Origin of the sequence: Parasphingomonas caseinilytica, assembly GCF_036663755.1 — a bacterium.
Lineage (GTDB): Bacteria > Pseudomonadota > Alphaproteobacteria > Sphingomonadales > Sphingomonadaceae > Sphingomonas.
The window spans coordinates 280508-300017 of sequence record NZ_JAXOJL010000003.1; the positions used below are offsets into that span (position 1 = coordinate 280508).

The following is a 19510-nucleotide window of genomic DNA, read 5'->3' on the forward strand; positions in this document are numbered from 1 at the left end:
CAATCCCGTTTGCCCTGAGATCGTCGAAGGGCGAACGGGTTAGGTAATGAGATCGGCTCGGACTTCGGCCCGCCCGGCATAACGCCGGGCGATCACCGCACAGGCGATCAGCTGGATCTGGTGGAACAGCATCAGCGGCAGCAGCACCACACCGACCTGTGCCGCCGGGAACAGCACCCCGGCCATCGGCACGCCCGAGGCGAGGCTCTTCTTCGAGCCGCAGAATTGCAGCACGATCGCATCCTCCAGCTTCAGGCCCATCAGCCGCCCCAGCGCCCAGGTCGCCAGCAGCACCAGCGCCAGCAGCACGGTGCACAGCCCGAAGATGATCGCCAGATCGGCCGGCGAAAGGCGGTGCCACAATCCGCCGACGACCGCCGCGCCGAACGCGCTGTACACGACGAGCAGGATCGACCCGCGATCGACGATCGACAGCATCGCCTTGTGCCGCGCCACGAACCCGCCGATCAGCGGGCGCAGCAAATGCCCGGCCACGAACGGCACGAGCAGTTGCAGTACGATCGTCTCGACCGACGCGAGCGAGATGCCGCCATCCCCCTGCATCAGCAGCGCGACCAGAGCCGGCGTGACGATGATGCCGAGCAGGTTCGAGAAGGACGCGCTGCACACCGCCGCCGCCACGTTCCCCCGGGCGATCGCGGTAAAGGCGATCGAGGACTGCACGGTCGAGGGCAATAACGTCAGGAACAGCATCCCCGCCGCCGCCGGGCCGCTGAGGAACGGCAGCGTGCCCAGCCCCAGCCCGAGCAGGGGGAACAGCACGAACGTCACCCCCAGCACGGCGAGATGCAACCGCCAGTGCCGCACGCCCTCATAGATCGCGGCGCGCGACAGCTTCGCCCCGTGCAGGAAGAACAGCAAAACGATCCCGGCATCGGCGGCGACCGAGAAGACCTCGGTCCACACGCCCCGCGCGGGCAAGAAGGTGGCCAGCAGAACGGTGCCCAGCAGGATCAGGACGAAGGGCTCGAAGATCGAGAGGATGCGACGGATCATGTGCGCCGATGTCCGCGAGCAGGCATGCGCCGTCAAGCGCCAAGCAACGCTTGCCCGATGCTCCGCACGCGCATAGTCCATGCCGCCATGACATCGCCAAAGACGCGCCTCCGCGCCCTGCTCGCCACGACCCTCCTCGCCGCCTGCGCCGCGCCGCTGCTGGCCCAGACGCCGCCGCCCGCCGCATTGCCCGGCGACGGGCCGGAGGACGCCAAACTCAAGCAACTGTTCCACGACAGCGACGAAGCGGGTCTGAAGCGCAACCCGATCGGCGCGATCTTCCGCGGCGACCTGCGTTATGCCGACCGGCTCGGCGATTTCTTCTCTTATCAGTCGATCGATGCCGAGCGCGCCGCCGCACAGGACGATCTGCGCCGCCTGAACGGCATCGACCGCACGAAGCTCACCCCCACCGACCAGATTGCCTACGACGTCTTCCGCCACAATACCGTGATCGGCCTGAAGGGCATGACGCCGGAGATCGTCGCGCTCACCGCCGTGCGCCCGCTCGATCATTTCAACGGCGTGCAGGGCTTCTACCCCGATTTCGCATCCGGCCAGGGCGCCGCGCCGTTCAAGACTTTGGTCGATTACGAGAACAACCTGAAGCGCAACGTGCAATATGCCGCACAGCTCGACCTCGCCATCGTGCGCTTCCGCGAGGGTATGAAGACGGGCGTCGTTCAGCCCAAGCTCGTCGTGCGCAACATGATCGAGCAGTTCGACAACATCATCAAGGAAGGCGTCGAGGGATCGACCTTCTACGGCCCGGTGAAGAAATTCCCGGACGGCATTTCCGCCGCCGATCAGGCGCGCCTGAAGACCGCCTATGCCACGCAGATCCGCGACGTGCTGATCCCCGCGCACCAGCGGATGCGCGATTTCCTGTCCAACACCTATCTCGCCGCCGCGCGCGACAGCGTCGGCCTGTCGGCGATGCCGGGCGGCGCGAAGCTGTACGATTACCTGATCGAATCGAGCACCACCCTGCCGCTCAAGGCCGACGAGGTGCACCAGCTCGGCCTGTCCGAAGTCGCGCGCATCTTGAAGGAAATGGAGACGCAGAAGCAGAAGGTCGGCTTCAAGGGCACGCTGCCCGAATTCTTCGAATTCCTGCGCACCGACAAGCAGTTCGTGCCCAAATCGGCCGACGATCTGCGCCTGCGGTACGAGGCGATCGGCAAGCGCGTGGATTCCCGCGTGCGCGAGCAATTCTCGCTGATTCCCAAGTCTAAACTCGAGATCCGCCCGGTCCCGGCGTACAAGGAAAAGACCGATGCCGGCGGCTCCTACCAGCAGGGCACGCCGGACGGCTCGCGGCCCGGCGTGTTCTTCTACAACACCTATGATCTCCCCTCGCGCTATATGTGGGAGATGGAAACGTTGTTCCTGCACGAGGCGGTGCCGGGGCATCACTTCCAGATCAGCCTGGCGGCGGAGAACGAAAAGCTGCCAGCCTTCATGCGCTTCGGCGGCAATACCGCCTATGTCGAGGGCTGGGCGCTGTATTCGGAAAGCCTGTGGCCGGAACTGGGCATGGAGACCGACCCCTATCAGCGCATGGGCGGCCTGAACGACGAGATGCTCCGCGCGATGCGCCTCGTGGTCGATACCGGCATCCATTCCAAAGGTTGGACCCGCGATCAGTCGATCGCCTACATGATGGCCAATTCGCCGATGGCCAAGACCGACGCCACCGCCGAGGTCGAACGCTATATCGCTATTCCGGGCCAAGCGCTGGCATACAAGATCGGCCAGCTGACGATCCTGCGCACCAAGGCGAAGGCCAAGGCGGCGCTGGGCGCGAAGTTCGATCCGCGCGCCTTCCATGCCGAAGTGCTGGATACCGGATCGCTGCCGATGCCGGTGCTGGAGAAGAAGATCGACGACTGGATCGCGCGGACGAAGTGAGGCTCGCCTCGCTTTAACGTCCGTGCTGAGCCTGTCGCAGCACTGCCCTTCTTTTCCACCGTCGAGAAGAAAGGCAGTGCTTCGACAGGCTCAGCACGAACGGGCTATGGGAATACCGGCTGACTAAAACCCGGCCTAGATCTGCCGCAATGCCCGCGCCGGTCGCACGCTCAGGATCGGCCACGCGCCCGCCAGCCCGATCGCCACCGTCATGCCCAGACCGGCAAACAAAGTCGCCGCCACCACCAGCGGATCGGGTGCCCAAGTGAAGCTGAACAACTCCACCACGACATACCACGCCCCCGCCAGCCCCAGCCCGACGGCGACCAGCGCCACGACACTGCCGAGCAGCAGATATTCGATCACCTGTCCGGCCAGCAATTGCATCCGGGTCGCGCCCAGCATGCGCAACACCACCGCGTCATAGGTCCGCGCCTCCCGCGCCGCCGCGATCGCACCGACCAGTACCGCGATGCCGGCGGCGATCGCCACGCTGGCGGCGGCGGCAATGGCAGCGGCGACCTGCCCGACCAGATCCTGCACCTGCGCCAGCACGCCGCGCACCTCGATCACCGAAACGGACGGGAACGGCCCGAGCAACGCCCGCGTCACCGCATCCTCGCGACCCTTGGGCAGATCGATCGTCGCCGCCAGATTATGCGGCGCGTCGATCAAAGTGTTGGGCGAGAAGACCAGCACGAAGTTGAAGCCAAGCGTATCCCACTCGATCCGCCGGAACGAGGCGACGCGCGCGGTGCGCTCCACGCCGAGCAGGCTGACGGTGATCGCATCGCCGAGCTTCAGATCGAGCGCCTGCGCCAGTCGTTGGTCCACCGACACCAAGGGCGGCCCGGCATACTCCTTCGGCCACCATGTCCCACTCGCCAGCGTGCTGCCCTCGGGCAAGGTTGCCGCATAGGTCAGCCCGCGTTCGCCGCGCAGCGCCCAGGCGCCCTCGGGCAATGTCTTGAGATCGGCGACGCGAATGTCGCGATAGGCGGTGATCGTGCCGCGCAGAATGGGCACGGTGCGGATCACCGCAGCGGGCGCGGCCTTGGTCACGACGCGGCGGAACTCCGCCTCGCGCGGACGCGGCACGTCGAGCGCGAACAGCGCCGGCGCGCGGGCCGGCACGGTGGTCGCGATATTGGCGTCGATGCTGGTGCGGATCGCCGCCAGCAGGACGAACAACGTCAACCCGAGGCCGAGCGCCACGACCAGCGCCTCGGTCCGCGCGCCGGGCCGATACAGCGCGGTCAGCGCCAGCCGGATCAGCGGTCGGCGCGGCCGTGGCGCACGCGCGGCGGCAATCCGGACGAGCCGCCCCAATCCCGCCAACAGCAGCAAAGTGCCCGCCACCGCGGCCAGGAACATCGCCGCCAGCCCCGGTTGCTGCGACGTGCCGATCGCCAGCGCGATCGCCGCCACACCGGCCCCGAGCGCGACGATCCGCCCGCGCCACGATGGCGCACTCAGCGGGGCGAGCGCACCGCGCAACAATCCGGCGGCGGATGTCCGCCCGGCCGCCGCCAGCGGCGGCGCGGCGAAGGCCAATGCGATCAGCACGCCGTACGCCGCCGCCCGCACCAATGGCCACGGCTCGACCGGCAGATCGGTCGCCACCGGCAGCACGCTGCCGAGCAGGCGGACCAGCACCGGCACCGCCGCCGCACCGACCAGCAACCCGGCGGTGATACCGACCGCCGCCGCCACCGCGATCTCGATCGCATAGATCCGCGCGATATCGGCGGAGGTCGCGCCCAGCACTTTCAGCGTCGCAATCCCGCTGCGCCGCCCGGCGAGGAACGATCCCACGCCATTGCCCACCCCGATCCCGGCGATCGCCAGTGCTGCGAGGCCAACCAATGTGAGGAACTCGCCCATCCGATCGACGAAGCGCGACGCGCCCGGAGAGGCCCGATCGCGCGTCTTGCCCTCCCAGCCTCCTGCGGGAAACGCCTTGCGGAAATCGGCCACCACCGTAGCCGGGGTACGATCGGCGGGCAGGCGCACGCGATATTTCGTGGCGTACAGGCTGCCGGGCTGGATCAATCCGGTCGCGGGCAGCGCCGCCATCGGCACGATCGCCACCGGCCCGAGCGTGAACCCCTCCCCCAGCCGGTCCGGCTCGTCGGCGATGATCCCGCCGACCGTGAAGCTCACCGCACCGATCCGCATCGTCGCGCCCGGCTTGAGCCCGAGCCGGTCGGCGAGCGACTGACCGATCCAAGTCTGCCCGGCTGGCGGCGCGGCGACGTTCCGCCCATCCGCCAGCTTCACCGCGCCATAGAGCGGATACGCCCCGTCCACCGCCTTCAACTGGATCGGCGCACCGGCGGAACCGGACAGCGCATTGGCCTGCATCCGCACCGTTTCGGAAACGCGCCCGAGCCGCGCCAGCGCCGCCCGCTCCGCCGGATCGGCCAGCCGCTGCGACGTCGCGAACTCCACGTCCCCGCCAAGAATGCTCGCCCCGCGTGAGGCCAGTTCGCCGCCGACCGCCTCGGCCAGGCTGCCGATAGCCGCCAGCGCACCGACGCCGAGGAACAGGCACGCCACCAGCAATCGCAAGCCCCGAAAGCGCCAGTCCAGTTCCCGCCGCGCCAGTCCCCAGGCGAACGACCAGCCCATCAAACCACCCGCCCGTCGGCCAGCGTCACCACCCGGTCGCATCGTTCCGCCAGCGCGCGATCATGCGTGATCACCACCAACGTCGCACCCAGATCCGCGCGGCGATCGAACAGCAGGTCCATGATCGCCGCACCGGTCGCGGTGTCGAGATTGCCGGTCGGTTCGTCGGCGAACACCAGCGGCGGACGCGGCCCGAGCGCACGGGCGATCGCCACGCGCTGCTGCTCGCCGCCCGACAATTGCGCCGGATAATGATCGAGCCGGTGCCCCAGCCCGACCGCCGCCAGTTCCACCTCCGCCCGGCCCCAGGCATCGGCGATCCCGGCCAGTTCCATCGGCACGGCGACATTCTCCCGCGCCGTCATCGTCGGCAGCAAGTGGAAAGCCTGCAACACGATGCCGATCCGCCCGCGCCGCGCATGCGCCAGCGCATCCTCGTCGAGCTTGCCGAAATCCAGCCCGGCGACCAGCACCTGACCCGCGCTCGCTTGCTCCAGCCCGGTCAGGATCGCCATCAGCGACGACTTGCCCGATCCCGACGCCCCCAGCAGCGCGACGCTTTCGCCCGGCGCGACGGACAGGTCCACGCCGCGCAGGATCGCGGTTTCGCCCAGCGTCAACGTGACATTGCGGGCGTCGATCACCATAGAAGGTTCGGTCATGTCGGAGGATTTGCCTTGGTCGGAGCGTTGCCGTTGAGCCGATATGCGGTGGCGTTCGCGCTTATCCAAGCCTTGTTGTTGTCGGGATGCGGTGGGCCGGCCCCTGCCCCGATGTCCTCGCCTACGCCGATGATTGCCGAAGTGGCGCGCCCGGCGGGGTCGGAACGGCTCATCCTCGCATTCGGCGACAGCCTGTACGCCGGCTACGGGCTCGATCGCGGGCAGAGTCTGCCCGATGCGATCCAGGCACGGTTGCGGCGCGGCGGGATCAACGCGACGATCGTCAACGCCGGCGTTTCCGGCGATACCAGCGCGGCGGGGCGGCAGCGCCTGGCCTTCGTGCTCGACAATCTGCCGCGCAAGCCGGATCTCGTGATGCTCGGTCTCGGCGGCAACGACGTGCTGCGCCAGATCCCGGCGGCCGAGACCCGCGCCAACATGGCCGCGATGCTGGACGAACTGGAGACGCGCGGGCTTCCCGTGCTGCTCACCGGCATGAAGGCCCCGCCCAATCTCGGACCCGATTATGTCGCCGCATTCGACCGAATCTGGCCGGATCTGGCCGCGTCGCACAAGGACACGCTCTATCCCTTCATCCTCGATGGCGTGATCGGGAATGCGGGGTTGATGCAGGCCGATCGCGTCCACCCCAATGTTCAGGGCGTCGCCCGCATCGCCGACCGGCTCGCGCCGCTGGTGGGCGAGCAACTGAAGGATCGCTGAGGCCGCCACGGTTGCCGCCGCCTTACACGAAGCGTAAGGTTCGGGCCGCGGCATATCAGGCGAGGGACTCTCAATGAGCTTGATCGACACCCGCGCCGACCAGATGTTCCCCATTTTCGACGCCGTGCAGATGGAATCGGCACAACGCTTCGCCAGCGGCCCGGCGCGGAGCTTCGTCGCCGGTGAGGACGTGTTCAGGATCGCCGACGAACATAGCCCTGCCTGGCTGGTGCTGGACGGCTCGATCGAGGTCGTCCGCCGCGACGGGCTGAGCCACGAAGCGCCGATCGCCACCTATCGTCGCGGCCAGATGACCGGCGAGGTCGCGCAACTCTCCGGCCGCCCGGCGCTCGCCGGCGGGCATGCCGGGCCGGAGGGGTGCCGCGCGCTGCCGTTCGACGCCGCCCATCTGCGCGCGCTGATGATCGGATCGGCGGATATCGGCGAGATCGTGATGCGCGCCTTGATCCTGCGCCGCGTCGGGTTGATCCAGGAGGGCGCAGGCACGATCCTGATCGGACTGCCGGACAGCGCGGACATCACGCGCCTGCAGAACTTCCTCACCCGCAGCGGCCATCCCAATCTGGTGCTCGACGTGCGATCCGACGAGGAAGGCCGCGCCTTTGTCGAGCGCGCCGGCGTGCTGCCGCAGGAATTGCCGTTGGTCGTGTGCCCGAACGGCGCGATCCTGAAACGGCCGAGCGAAACGGAGATGGCCGCCTGTCTCGGCCTGACGCCCGAACTGGCCCCGGATGCCTTTTACGACGTCGCGATCGTCGGTGCCGGTCCGTCCGGCCTGGCGGCGGCAGTCTATGCCGCGTCCGAGGGCCTGTCGGTGATCGTGCTGGACGAACATACGATGGGCGGGCAGGCCGGCGCATCGGCGCGGATCGAGAATTATCTCGGTTTCCCGACCGGCATTTCCGGACAGGCGCTGGCCGGTCGCGCCTTCAACCAGGCGCTGAAATTCGGTGCGGAAATGGCCATTCCGCTCGGCGTGAAACAGTTGGAATGCGCCGAAGCGCACGGCGCGGGGTCGCCCTTGTCGCTATTGCTCTCGGACGACCAGCGCATCCGCGCGCGCACCGTGATCGTCGCATCCGGTGCCCGCTATCGCCGGCCCGACATCGCCGAGCTTCCGAAGTTCGAAGGGGCCGGCGTGTCCTATTGGGTATCGCCGATCGAGGCGAAGCTGTGCGCGGGCGAAGAGGTGGCGCTGGTCGGCGGCGGGAATTCGGCCGGGCAGGCGATCGTGTTCCTCGCGCCCAAGGTGAAGCAATTGCATCTGATCGTCCGGCGCGATCTTGCCGCAACGATGTCGCACTATCTGATCGAGCGGATCGCTGCTTTGCCCAATGTCACGATGCATGTCGGCAGCGAGATCGTCGGGCTGGAGGGCGATGCCACAGGCGCGTTGCAGGCCGCGACCTTCCGCCATATCGCCGACGGCACCATTTCGCACTGCGCGCTGCACCATGTGTTCCTGTTCATCGGTGCCGACCCCAATGCCGCCTGGCTGGAAGGCTGTGTCGAGACCGACGACAAGGGCTTCATCGTCACCGGTCGGACCGGCCACCCGTTGGAAACCAGCCTGCCCGGCGTGTTCGCGATCGGCGACGTGCGCGCCGGATCGACCAAGCGCGTGGCATCGGCGGTGGGAGAAGGTGCCGCTGTCGTCGCGCAGATCCACGCCACGCTCGCCGAGCATTTTCCCGCAGCGTGAGGTCGGGCGACTATCGCGGCTTGTACGCGATCGTTGCCTGACCCGTGGCGCGCACCGGCATGAACAGCCCCTGCCCCGTCACCGCCAGCGTGCCGTTCTCGACCTTCGTGACGTCCGCCGAGAGCAGGAAATCGCCCTCGCGCCGCGCGCCGATCGCCTTGCGCGCGGAGCCGAGCACCTTGGCGTAATCCGGCGCAAAGTCGTGGCGGAGGCCCTGCGCGATGCTATCGCGGATCGAAATGTCTTTGAACAAGGCGACGAGCAGGTTGGTGATGCTGTTGTCGGTATTGGTCGCCAGATTCAAATCGCGCACCTGCACGAGCTGCGAATTGACGACGTTATAGGGCACGGCGGTCAACCAGACCTCGCCCTTGGTCGAGAGCAGGGAATTCTGCTTCGCTTTCGCCTCGGCAACGACGCCGACCGCGAGATGCCCGCCCTCGGTGGCATAGACCGTGACCTTGCCGAACTTGACGTCGACTGGTCCAACCCCAGCCAACGTGATGCCCTTCTCCGCGCGCTTGAGCAGAGCGCGGCGCACCACCGGTTCCAGTTGCGCATAATCGGCCAGCACGGGAATGAAGAAGTTCAGCCCGCGCTGGCCGATCGCGGCGGCGGGCGGCGGCAGGGGCGTGACGGCGGGATCGGCCGGCCGATCGCCGACGAACGTCTCGGTATAGGCCTCGGCCGACAGCAAGAGTTCAAGGTTGCGCCGCTGGATCCGATAGCCGCCGAAACCGAGCCGTTTGGGCGTGATCCGCATCCAGGCCGGCGGGCGATCGCGGTTGAGCATGATCGAGGTGAAACCCTGCTTCCATGCCCCGGCCAGCTTGGCGCGCAGGTTCAGCTTATCGAGTTCGCGCGGCAGGGTCTCTTCCAATTTGGCGATCACCGGCTTCAACCGCGCATCGGCCTTGCTCGCGAATTCGATCCGCTGGCCGAGAAAATCGACGCCCGGCGGCGTGGTCCAGTCGTACGCGATCGAAACCTTGGCGGAGGGGCGCCAGTTTCCGACGATCGACAGCCGCGCGACGGCATGGACGACGGCATCGCCGGTCGCGGTTTTCGATACCACGCCACCGACCTTCTGCGCCGCGATCGATGCGTGGATCGGCATCGTGATGGTCAGCCGATCGCCGCTGCCGCCGAGCGTGAGCTTGCCGCGCCGCACGTCGCCGACGATGCGACAGCCGAGGTTCGGCAACACCTTGAGCTTGGCGATGCCCAGATCGACGCGCTTTTCGCCGACGCATTTGTCGAGCTGCTTGTCGATGCCCCACAGGCGGCGGGGAAGCTGTTGTTCCAGCGCGCGTTGCAGATCGTCGAGCGAACTGGAAATGGGCACGACGATGGTCGACGTCTGAAGCGGGAAATCCGGCGCGGTCTCTACCTTGGTCGGCGCGGGCGAGGTGACCGAATGGCTGCACCCGGTGGCCAACAGCATCGCCGACATCGCCAGCAGATATGGAGCGCGCAAGCCCATCCCTTTTCGTTCCCCCCGCGGCCCAACGCCGATCCACCGCGCTACGCGCCGACCCGGCGCAAAGTTCCCGCTACGCCGGGCTGGCGATCGTTTCCGACGCTGCGGCGCGATCCTTCGCCTCGAACAGCGTCATGTCCAGTATTCCCGCGCGCCTGGCGACGATCGTCGGCACCAGCGCCTGCCCGGCGACGTTGACGGCGGTGCGCCCCATGTCGAGGATCGGATCGATCGCCAGCAACAGACCGGCGCCTTCCAGCGGCAGGCCCAGCGTCGACAGCGTCAGCGTCAGCATCACGGTCGCTCCGGTCAGCCCGGCGGTTGCCGCCGACCCGATCACCGAAACGAACGCGATCAGCGCATAATCCGATGCGTGCAGCGGCAGGCCGAAGAATTGCGCGACGAAGATCGCCGACAAAGCAGGATAGATCGCCGCGCAGCCGTCCATCTTGGTCGTCGCCCCGAGCGGCACGGCGAATGCGGCATAAGCGCGCGGCACGCCCAGGCCGTGTTCCGTCACCTCCTCCGTCACCGGCAGCGTGCCGACCGAGGATCGCGAGACGAAGCCCAGTTGGATCGCCGGCCAGGCATGCGCGAAGAAGCGCAGCGGGCTGAGGCCATTGGCGGCGAGCAGCAGCGGATAGACCACGAACAGCACCAGCCCCAGGCCGATATAGATCGCCGCCGCGAACGATCCGAGCGCCGACAGCGCATCCCAGCCATAGCGGATCACCGCATCGCCGATCAGCGCCGCCGTGCCGATCGGCGTCAGCGCGATCACCCAGCGGAGCAAGCGTCGGAAGACCATCAGCGCGGAGGCGTTGAACGTCAGGAAGCCCTCGCCCGCCGCGCCGACCCGCACCGCCGCCGCGCCGATCGCGATGGCGGCGACGATGATCTGCAGCACGTTGAACGAGATCGTCGTCTTCGCCGCGCCATCCTCGATCGTGGTCGAACCGCCGATGCCGAACACGTTGGACGGCACCAGCCCCTTGAGGAAGTCGAGCCATGATCCGCTGGTCGATGGCAGTTTCGCCGCCGCCCGGTCGATGCCGGCATGCAGCCCCGGCTGGATGACGAGACCGAGCACGATGCCGATCGATACCGCGATCAACGCCGTGAGCGCGAACCAGATCAGCGTTTGCACCACCAGCTTCGCGGCATTCTCCAGATCGCGCAACGCCGCGATCGACGCCACGATCGCGGTGAACACCAAGGGCGGCACCAGCGCCTTCAACAATTGCACGAAAATCTGCCCGAGCGTGTGCAGCGCCTCCCCCAACGCCGCGCCGGTCGCCGCATCGCCCAGCGCGCGGCCGGCAAAGCCCAAGGCAAGGCCCACCCCCATGCCGATCAACACCTGCGCCCCGAATGGCAGGCGGAGGTTACGGGCGGGCGGCGCGGGATCGGTCATCATCGGCTCCATCTGATTGCCTGAACAATGGATCGGCGGCGGGGCGGGCAAGGTGGTGAAGTGCCTGATGAATGCCGCATCGCACAGCGTCCGCAAAGACCTGCTTTGCCGCGACCAAGCATTTCTATGAATTCCCATCGCAAGGTAGGATATGCTTCGGATCGGAGGCAGCAATGACCGCGCAGCAGATCGACACCCGCCACGATAGCCGTCGGCTCCAGATCAGGGAGTTCTCGGTCGGCGATGCCATCGCCGATCTGCGGGCTGCCCGCGAAGAGTGGCGCGCGCGGCAGGACGAAGCGCGCGACGTCGTCACCTTCCCCTCGCTCGCGGCGCTGGAACAGGTCGTGCGGCAATTATCCGCCGCGCTCTATCCGCGCCGGCTGGGGCAGTTTCGCGGCAATCCCGCCGAAGAGGACAATTTCGTCGCCGCCAAATTGCTTGCCGCGCTGACCGATCTCGAACGCGAGATCGGCAACGAACTCGGTTATTGGCAGCCCGAGGCGGGGCTGTTCGATGCCGATCAGGCACCGGCGATCGTCCGGCTGTTCGCCGCCGCTTTGGGCGACATCAGGCGGCTGGTAGACAGCGATGTGGAGGCGGCGTTCCTCGGCGATCCCGCGGCGCGCAGCGTGGACGAGATCCTGGTCTGCTATCCCGGCGCGATCGCCAGCCTGCATCACCGCATCGCGCACGAACTGAACGCGCTGGGCGCGCCGATCGTCGCGCGCCTGATCTCGGAACTCGCCAACGAACGCACCGGGATCGACATCCACCCCGGCGCGACGATCGGCGAGAGTTTCTTCATCGATCACGGCACCGGCGTGGTGATCGGCGAGACCGCGATCATCGGCGCGCGAGTGCGGCTGTACCAGCATGTCACGCTCGGCGCGCGCAGCCCGATCGGCGCGACGCCGCACGACGTGCGCGAACGCCATGCCCGCCATCCGATCGTCGGCGACGATGTGGTGATCTATGCCGGCGCGACGATCCTCGGCCGGGTGAATATCGGCGCGCGATCGACCATCGGCGGCAATGTCTGGCTGTTGTCGGACGTGCCCGACGATAGCGTGCTGGTGCAGCCCGAGGCGCAACGGCTCGACACCCAGGCCGGCCTCGCCTTGCGCGACGTGCTGCTGCGCGCGGCATCCGAATGAGTGCAGAGCGCGCCACGCCGCGCCCGATCGTCGGGGTATTGTGCTGCAACGAGGCGGTCGATCGCCCGGTGCAGACCGTCGCCACCCGCTTCGTGGCACCGCTCTCGCGCTTTTCCGACGCCACGGTGGTGCTGGTGCCGGCCGTGACCGAGGCGGTCGATATCGCCGCGATGGCGATCATGCTCGACGGGCTGCTGCTCACCGGATCTCGCTCCAACGTCGCGCCCGCCCGCTATGGCGGCGCACCGCTGCCCGCCGGACAATGCATCGATCCGGAGCGCGACGAGGTCGCCCTGGCGCTCGCCGGCAAGATGATCGAAGCGGGCAAGCCGGTGTTCGGCATCTGTCGTGGCTTGCAGGAGATCAACGTGCTGTTCGGCGGCACGCTGTCCACCGATGCCTGTCGCGGGCGGCATCATCGCGGATCGTGGGACGGGTGTTTCGACGAACTGTTCGGCCATTGCCACGATGTCGAACTGAACGATGCCGGTTTGCTGGCGCGCGCCACCGGGCGGCGGCGCATGTCGGTCAATTCGGTGCATGAACAGGGCATCGATCGCCTTGGCGGCGGCCTGTCGGTCGAGGCGATCGCGGCGGACGACGGATTGATCGAGGCGATCTGGGCGCGGCCGTGCGGCGCTGACGTGCTGGCGGTGCAATGGCACCCGGAATGGAATGTCGACCGATCGGCCGAAAGCCGCGCATTCTTCACGCTCGTCGGCAGTTCGCTGCGCGCATCGGCCGCCGCATGACGATCATTTTACCAACGAAGAAGGAGTTTCCATGAAGAAGATCACTCTGGCCCTGCCGCTTCTGCTCGGCGCAGCCCTGGCGGTATCCGCCTGCGCGAAGCAGGACGAGACGACGAACATCACGTCCAGCGACGTCGTGCTGAACGACGAGAGCGCGGTGACGGATGGCAATTTCTCCGGTGGCACCGATACGCTCGCCGACAACGCGGCAGGCCTGGACAATGCGGTGGTCGACAATGCCGCCGGAGAACTGGGCAACGGCCAATAGGATTTCCCGCCCTGGGCGGCACCGAAACACGCCGGGTAAGCTCCCTAGCGTAACCTCCGGCCCGGCAGTTCCCCTGTCGGGCCGTTTTTCCGTGCAGCGAAAGATAGTTGCGCGGGCATGGCGATCGGGCATGATGGTTCGGCCTCATCGAAGGAGCTTTCCGTGCGCCTGTCCCTCGCCCTCCTGATCCTTGCCGCCACGCCTGCGCTCGCGCAACAACAGCAGAACGCCGCGCCCGCCGATGCGCCGTCGCGCGTGTTCACCGGCGCGGATTTGTTCGGCCTGTCGATCGCCGCCGATCCGCAGATCAGCCCGGACGGGCGCACGATCGTCTATGTTCGCCGATCGGGCGACGTGATGAACGACCGGATGCAATCGTCGCTGTGGCTGATCGATGTCGCGTCCGGCCGGCAATCGCCGGTGGCTGCGCAGGGGTCCAGCCCGCGCTGGTCGCCGGATGGCGCGCGCATCGCCTATGCCGCCAGCGACGGCAGCGGATCCCAGCTGTTCGTCCGCTGGATTGCGAGCGGGGCCAGCGCGCGGGTGACGAGTTTCCCCGGCGATCCGCAGGCGCTGGCCTGGTCGCCGGACGGCACGCGGCTGGCCTATGTCGCGACCGTGGCGGGCGAGGCGACGACGCTGGGCAAGGCGCCCCCCAAGCCCGAGGGCGCGAAATGGGCGGATCCTTTGACCGTCATCGATCGGGTGAATTACCGCAATGACGGCCCCGGCTATGTCAAGCCGGGCCGAGATCATCTGTTCGTCGTCGCGGCGGACGGCGGCGCGGCGCGGCAATTGACGTTCGGCGCGTTCGACGATGGCGGGCCGCTCTCCTGGACGCCCGATGGCCGCGAGATCGTGTTCGCCGCGATCCGTGGGCCGGAGGCGGAACGGCAGGTAATGAATTCCGACGTGATCGCGATCGACGTCGCCAGCGGAGCGCTGCGCATGCTGACGACGCGCGACGGTCCGGACGGCCAGCCATTGGTCTCGCCGGACGGCAGCCGCATCGCGTGGCTCGGCTTCGACGACAAAAGGCGCAGTTACGAGAATGCGCAGCTCTATGTCGGTGATCGCAACGCCGCCGGCCCGCGCTCGCTTACCGCGTCGCTGGATCGCGGGATCGAGGATGCGACCTGGGCGGCGGACGGGCGCAGCCTGTACGCCAGTTACGACGATCATGGCCGCCGCCGGATCGCGCGGATCGGGATCGACGGGAAACTGTCACCGCTGATCGACAATGTCGAGGGCGGCGGGCTGGACCGGCCCTATACCGGCGGCGACTTCTCCGTCTCGCGCGGCGGCACGATCGCCTATACCGGCGGCGATGCCGGTGCGCCTGCCGACGTTTGGGTGTGGAGCGGCGGCAAGCCGCGCCGCCTGACGCAGTTGAACGCGGTGCTGACGGCATCCAAGGCGCTGGCCCCGGTGCGCAAGATCGCGGTAACGGCCCCCGATGGCCGGTCGATCGACGCTTGGCTGGCGACCCCGCCGGGCCGCACGGCGGGGCAGCGCGTGCCGCTGATCCTCGAAATCCATGGCGGCCCGAACAGCGCGTATGGCCCGAGCTTCGCAACTGACGTTCAGCTCTATGCCGCCGCCGGTTATGCCGTGTTGTGGACCAATCCGCGCGGATCGACCTCCTACGGGGCCGAGTTCGCCAATCTGATCGACAAGGCCTACCCCTCCGCCGATTACGACGATCTGATGGCGGCGGTCGATGCGGCGATCGCCGACGGGACGGCAGACAAGGACAATCTGTTCGTTACCGGCGGATCGGGCGGCGGCGTGCTGACGGCGTGGATCGTCGGCAAGACCGACCGGTTCAAGGCTGCCGCGACGCAGAAGCCGGTGATCAACTGGGTCAGCGAGGCGCTGACGATGGACAATACCCTGTTCACGTCGCGCTACTGGTTCGCCAAGCTGCCCTGGGAGGACCCGATGAGCTATTGGAACCGGTCACCACTGAGTCTAGTCGGCAACGTCAAGACGCCGACCCTCGTCGTGGTCGGCAGCGAGGATTATCGCACGCCGGTATCCGAATCCGAGCAATATTATGCCGCGCTGCAGATCCGTGGCGTGCCGACCGCCTTGGTCAAGCTGCCCGGCGCGAGCCATGGCGGCTTTACTTCGCGCCCGTCGCAATCGGCGGCGAAGGCCTCCGCGATCCTGGCGTGGTTCGATCGCTATCGTGCGTCCACAGCCCCCGCTCCCGCCATCGCCGGCAAGCAGTAAGAAGGTGATTTCATTGACCGCCACTCGCCTCCTCTCCGCTGCCCTGCTGCTGTTCGCCACCGGCACCACCGCGCATGCCCAGGCCGACAAGACCACCACGACGGTCGAGAAGAAGACCGAGGACGGCCCGAAGCTGCCGCCGCTTTCCGCCGACAAGACGATCACGCAGACGGCGGTGATCGGTGGCCGCACGATCACGTATCAGGCCAGCGTCGGCACGATTTCGGTGCGCGACGACAAGGGCAAGGAAATCGGGCAGGTCGTCTACACCGCCTATACCGTCCCCGGCCGCGATCCCGCCCGGCCCGTGACCTTCGCCTTCAACGGCGGCCCGGGCGCGGCTTCCGTCTATCTCAATCTCGGCGCGGTGGGGCCGAAGCGCGTGCAGTTCGGCGCACAGGGCGATGCCCCGTCCGACGCGCCGATCGCGCGCGACAATCCGAACAGCTGGCTCGATTTCACCGATCTCGTCTTCATCGATCCGGTCGGCACCGGATTCAGCCGCAGCCTGGTCGACGAGGCGGAGACCAAGAAGGCGTTTTACGCCAATGACCCCGACATCAAATATCTGTCGAAGGTCGTCTACGACTGGCTGGTCAAGGCCGGGCGGTTGCGCTCGCCGAAATATATCATGGGCGAGAGCTATGGCGGGTATCGCGCACCGCGTATCGCCTATGAACTGCAATCGCAGATCGGCGTCGGGGTGAACGGGCTGATCATGGTCTCGCCCTATCTCGATCCGGCGTCGGGTGACGATGCTACCGCTTTGTCGCCATTGCCGTGGATGATCGACCTGCCCTCGATGGCGGCGGCGAACCTCGAACGGCAGGGGCGGCTGACGCCCGCCGCGATGATCGATGTCGAAGCCTATACGCGCGGCGATTTCGCGCGCGATCTGCTGCGCGGCCGCTCCGATCCCGAAGCGACGGCGCGGATCGTCGGCCGCGTGACCGAACTGACCGGGCTCGATCCGGCACTGGTCCGTCGGCTCGGTGGGCGGATCGACAGCCGCACGTTCCTGCGCGAAATTCATCGGAACGACGGCACGATCGGCAGCGTCTACGATTCCAACGTCACCGCGTTCGATCCCTTTCCGTGGTCGGCGCAGCAGAAGTCGAACGATCCGATCCTCGACGCGCTGATCGCGCCGACGACCAGCGCGATGGTCGATTTCGTCACGCGCGAGGTCGGCTGGAAGACGGACGCCCGCTTCAACGCCTTGTCCTATGCCGTGAACCGCGCCTGGGATCGCGGCAAACCGGACGACACGCCGGTGTCCGACCTGCGCAAGGCGATCGCCGCCGATGCCAAGATGCGTGTGCTGATCGTGCATGGCTGGGACGATCTGTCCTGCCCGTTCTTCGCCTCGCGCCTGATTGTCGATCAGATGCCGGCATTCGGCGTGGCCGAGCGCGTGCAATTGCGCGTCTATCCCGGCGGGCACATGTTCTACAGCCGTGGCGACAGCGGCGCACGCTTCAAGGCGGATGCGGCGGCGCTGTATCGCAACTAAAGTGTGACCACATCCTTCGTCATTCCCGCGCAGGCGGGAATCCATACTGGCTGAACAGAGTGATCTTCACAAACGTAGCGACTATGGATTCCCGCCTTCGCGGGAATGACGAAAGCAAGTTACAGTTCAGCCCTTCGGCACCGTCCCGATATAACGCGTGACGTTGTCGGCAAGCACGTTCAGCGGCACATTGCCGCCCTCGACCACCGCCTGATTGAAATCGCGCAGGTCGAACCGCGCGCCCATCGCCTTCTTGGCGCGATCGCGCTGCGCCACGATCTCGGTCTGGCCGAGCTTGTAGCCGCAGGCCTGGCCCGGCCAAGCGCAATAGCGATCGACCTCGCTCGCCGCGTTGCTGCGCGGCAGACCGGTGGCGGCGATGAATTCGTCCAGCGCGCGCTCGCGCGACCAGCCCATCGCGTGGATGCCGGTATCGACCACCAGCCGCACCGCGCGCCACGACAGACCCATCAGATACCCGAGCCGCCCGGCGGGATCGTCGTCATACATGCCCAGTTCGTCGGCGAGCTGTTCCGCATAGAGCGCCCAGCCCTCGGAATAGGCGTTGAACGCCAGGATCGAGCGGATCAGCGGCAACTGCTGCGCATAGTCGCCCTGCCAGACATGGCCCGGTATCCCTTCATGAAACACCAGATCGGGGATGGTGACCTTGTTGTGGATCTTGGGGTCGGCCAGATTGACCCAGATCCGGCCCGGATTGCTGCCGTCGAGCGACCCCGGCCCGCCATAAGCGGCCGGCGCGCCCGGCTCCTGCGCCAGCGGCATACGGCGGATTTCGAGATTGCCCTTCACCAGCCGGCGGAACGCCTTGGGCAGGCGCGGGCGGATCGCGTCGATTTTGCCCTGCATATAGGCGACGATCTGCCGACGGCCCTCGTCATCGTTGGGAAAGCCGATGCCGGGCCGTTCCTGCAGCGCGGTGGCGCGCGCCGCGACGCTGCCTTCGGTGAGGCCAAAGCCCTTCAGGATCGTATCCATGCGGGCTTGAAGGTCGACCAGTTGCGCGCGGCCGATCGCATGGATTTCGGCGGGCGTCCGCTGCGTGGTGGTGCTGGCACGCAGGCCCCAGGCATACCATTCGGGGCCATGCGGGCGCGTGCCCAGCCCCGCCGCATCCGTCGCCACCGCACGCTGCGCCCGCAATTCGGCAAGCTGCCGTTCCAGCGCGGGCACGATCGCGCTTCGCACGATCCGCACCGCGCGAGCGGTCCAGTTGCCGGGAATCGCCGTCACCTTACGCGCGAGCGGGCCGATGAATGGACCCTCCACTTGCGCCGCTTCGTCGATCGTGCGCGTCACGCCGGCGATCGTCTTGTCGAGCAGGAACGCGGGCGGCACGAGGCCCTGTCGGCGCGCGATCCCGATCCGCACCGTCTCGCCATCGAGTTGCGCGGGCGTGGCGGACAGGCGTGCGAGATATGCCTCGGCATCGGCGGCATTCCGCACCGGCTGATCGCCGTCGAGCAATTGCGGCACATCCAGCCAGGCACCGACATTCTGGATCACACCGTACGGCGTATTGCGCCAGCTACCGATCGTCGCGACGCCGTACGGCTGGTCCATGCCGTCCAGCGCGGTGCGAAACGCGCTTTCCGTCACGGCTAGGCTGGTCAACGTGGAGAGATCGAGGCCCGCACGGGACACGCGCTTCAACGTCGTCAGAGATTCCGAAAGGAAGCGGCGGCTCTGCGCGACGCCTGCCGGCGAGCGATCGTCCAGCTTCCCGCGCAGCGCGGCATGCGCACCGACATCGACGCCGAGCCGGGTGGCCTCGCCCGGCTGCAATTCGAGCAGTCCCCAGGCCAGGCGATCGAGCAACGCGGCGGCGGGCGTCTGGCCCACGGCGGCGCGGACGGGTGCGGCAACAAGCGCGGTGGCGGCGGCGACCGCCGTCAGCGCCTCGCGGCGGGACAAGTCTGATGGGTTCATGCCCGGGAGACTAATGGCCGGAAGCCGGAGGTCAACATCGGTCGAGCCGGGCGAGGCCGTCATTGATGATCGGC

General features: G+C 67.4%; 14 protein-coding genes. 8 read left to right on the plus strand and 6 right to left on the minus strand.

From position 1 onward, the window contains the following. Nucleotides 1–39 precede the first annotated feature (39 nt). Nucleotides 40–1017: a bile acid:sodium symporter family protein gene (locus U1738_RS09540; protein ID WP_332788814.1), complete on the minus strand. Its 978-nt coding sequence runs from the start codon at nucleotides 1015–1017 to the stop codon at nucleotides 40–42. Between the two features lie 87 nt (nucleotides 1018–1104). Here U1738_RS09540 and U1738_RS09545 point away from each other — a divergent pair, with 87 nt between their 5' ends. Further along, nucleotides 1105–2928, plus strand: a complete 1824-nt coding sequence (locus U1738_RS09545; RefSeq protein WP_332788815.1) for a DUF885 domain-containing protein — start codon at nucleotides 1105–1107, stop codon at nucleotides 2926–2928. Between the two features lie 135 nt (nucleotides 2929–3063). On the opposite strand, the gene U1738_RS09550 is transcribed toward U1738_RS09545, so the two are convergent. Both U1738_RS09550 and U1738_RS09555 read right to left on the minus strand, forming a co-directional pair. After that, on the minus strand, nucleotides 3064–5559 hold the full coding sequence (locus tag U1738_RS09550; RefSeq protein WP_332788816.1) for an ABC transporter permease: 2496 nt from the start codon (nucleotides 5557–5559) through the stop codon (nucleotides 3064–3066). Next, the gene (locus tag U1738_RS09555; RefSeq protein WP_332788817.1) at nucleotides 5559–6221 is read right to left on the minus strand and encodes an ABC transporter ATP-binding protein; all 663 of its coding nucleotides are present in this window, start codon (nucleotides 6219–6221) and stop codon (nucleotides 5559–5561) included. The genes U1738_RS09550 and U1738_RS09555 overlap by 1 nt, the downstream gene beginning before the upstream one ends. Before the next feature lie 111 nt (nucleotides 6222–6332). On the opposite strand from U1738_RS09555, the gene U1738_RS09560 reads away from it, so the two are divergent. Together U1738_RS09560 and U1738_RS09565 are read left to right on the plus strand one after the other, a co-directional pair. Then, nucleotides 6333–6944, plus strand: coding sequence for an arylesterase (locus U1738_RS09560; protein WP_332788818.1), 612 nt, complete (start codon nucleotides 6333–6335; stop codon nucleotides 6942–6944). 73 nt (nucleotides 6945–7017) lie between these two features. Next, a complete protein-coding gene (locus tag U1738_RS09565) occupies nucleotides 7018–8667 on the plus strand; it encodes an FAD-dependent oxidoreductase (RefSeq protein ID WP_332788819.1) in 1650 nt (549 codons plus the stop codon). 10 nt (nucleotides 8668–8677) lie between these two features. On the opposite strand, the gene U1738_RS09570 is transcribed toward U1738_RS09565, so the two are convergent. After that, entirely contained in the window at nucleotides 8678–10144 is a 1467-nt protein-coding gene (locus U1738_RS09570; protein ID WP_332788820.1) for a DUF4403 family protein, read from the minus strand. Nucleotides 10145–10220: 76 nt separating this feature from the next. Beyond that, nucleotides 10221–11561, minus strand: coding sequence for a dicarboxylate/amino acid:cation symporter (locus U1738_RS09575; protein ID WP_332788821.1), 1341 nt, complete (start codon nucleotides 11559–11561; stop codon nucleotides 10221–10223). A 173-nt stretch (nucleotides 11562–11734) separates the two neighbouring features. Between U1738_RS09575 and epsC the strand changes: the two genes are divergently transcribed. From epsC to U1738_RS09600, 5 genes are all read left to right on the plus strand, one after another. Continuing rightward, nucleotides 11735–12718, plus strand: coding sequence for a serine O-acetyltransferase EpsC (epsC, locus tag U1738_RS09580; RefSeq protein ID WP_332788822.1), 984 nt, complete (start codon nucleotides 11735–11737; stop codon nucleotides 12716–12718). Next, a complete protein-coding gene (locus U1738_RS09585; RefSeq protein WP_332788823.1) occupies nucleotides 12715–13470 on the plus strand; it encodes a gamma-glutamyl-gamma-aminobutyrate hydrolase family protein in 756 nt (251 codons plus the stop codon). The genes epsC and U1738_RS09585 overlap by 4 nt, the downstream gene beginning before the upstream one ends. A gap of 31 nt (nucleotides 13471–13501) precedes the next feature. Next, on the plus strand, nucleotides 13502–13738 hold the full coding sequence (locus tag U1738_RS09590; protein ID WP_332788824.1) for a hypothetical protein: 237 nt from the start codon (nucleotides 13502–13504) through the stop codon (nucleotides 13736–13738). A 162-nt stretch (nucleotides 13739–13900) separates the two neighbouring features. Then, nucleotides 13901–15973 (plus strand): prolyl oligopeptidase family serine peptidase, encoded by a 2073-nt coding sequence (locus U1738_RS09595; protein WP_332788825.1) that lies wholly within the window; start codon nucleotides 13901–13903, stop codon nucleotides 15971–15973. A 13-nt stretch (nucleotides 15974–15986) separates the two neighbouring features. Further along, on the plus strand, nucleotides 15987–17486 hold the full coding sequence (locus U1738_RS09600) for a S10 family peptidase (RefSeq protein WP_443026999.1): 1500 nt from the start codon (nucleotides 15987–15989) through the stop codon (nucleotides 17484–17486). A gap of 126 nt (nucleotides 17487–17612) precedes the next feature. Here U1738_RS09600 and U1738_RS09605 read toward each other — a convergent pair whose 3' ends face one another. Next, the gene (locus U1738_RS09605; RefSeq protein ID WP_332788826.1) at nucleotides 17613–19436 is read right to left on the minus strand and encodes a DUF885 domain-containing protein; all 1824 of its coding nucleotides are present in this window, start codon (nucleotides 19434–19436) and stop codon (nucleotides 17613–17615) included. Nucleotides 19437–19510: the final 74 nt, after the last annotated feature.